Annotated in this window: 1 protein-coding gene; it reads right to left on the reverse strand. The window is 40.2% G+C overall.

The features are described 5' to 3' along the window. Positions 1-432: TetR/AcrR family transcriptional regulator (locus tag JHD69_RS20190; protein WP_199142124.1), on the reverse strand; the 432-nt coding region annotated here is incomplete at its 3' end. Positions 433-550: the final 118 nt, after the last annotated feature.

Below are 550 nucleotides of genomic sequence, written 5' to 3' on the forward strand. Positions count from 1 at the left end.
CTTAAGCACTTCATCCCCTGTATTTTCCCTTTTAAGGTCAAGCTCTTTAAGTACGGGCAGTTTTTCACTGATGCCCCAGGTAATGATGCGCCGCATTTCCTCATTGTTGATCAGGCTGTCAAACTGGTGCTCCATTACGCTGTAGGCCAGTAACTTGCCATGATCTTCCCTAGCTTTGGACATAATATCACCTATATTTTCCGGGCCAATGTTCCAGTAGTCGTGATTTATCAAGTAGTGCCTAATTAGTCCATCCAGGTTTCCAAAATAATCATAGATCAGCTTTCTGTCCACTTTGGCCATGTTTGCAACTTTTGCCACGTTTATGCCTGAAAATCCATCACTTTTAAGGATTTTTCCAACAGCTTCAACTAAGTTGTTTTTTGTACGTTCCTTGCTCCTGAGTGGCCCCTCGGTAATTTTTCTCGGCATAGATAGGTGATTTGCAGTAAAAACTGGTTTCTTGTCATATTCTTTCCAATTTCATTTAGCAACACAAGATACAATTATTGGGCAATACACCTATAGATAATTAAACTAGTAGAGTTAC

The sequence above is a fragment of the Pedobacter sp. ASV12 genome, from assembly GCF_016429155.1.
Classification (GTDB): Bacteria; Bacteroidota; Bacteroidia; order Sphingobacteriales; family Sphingobacteriaceae; genus Pedobacter.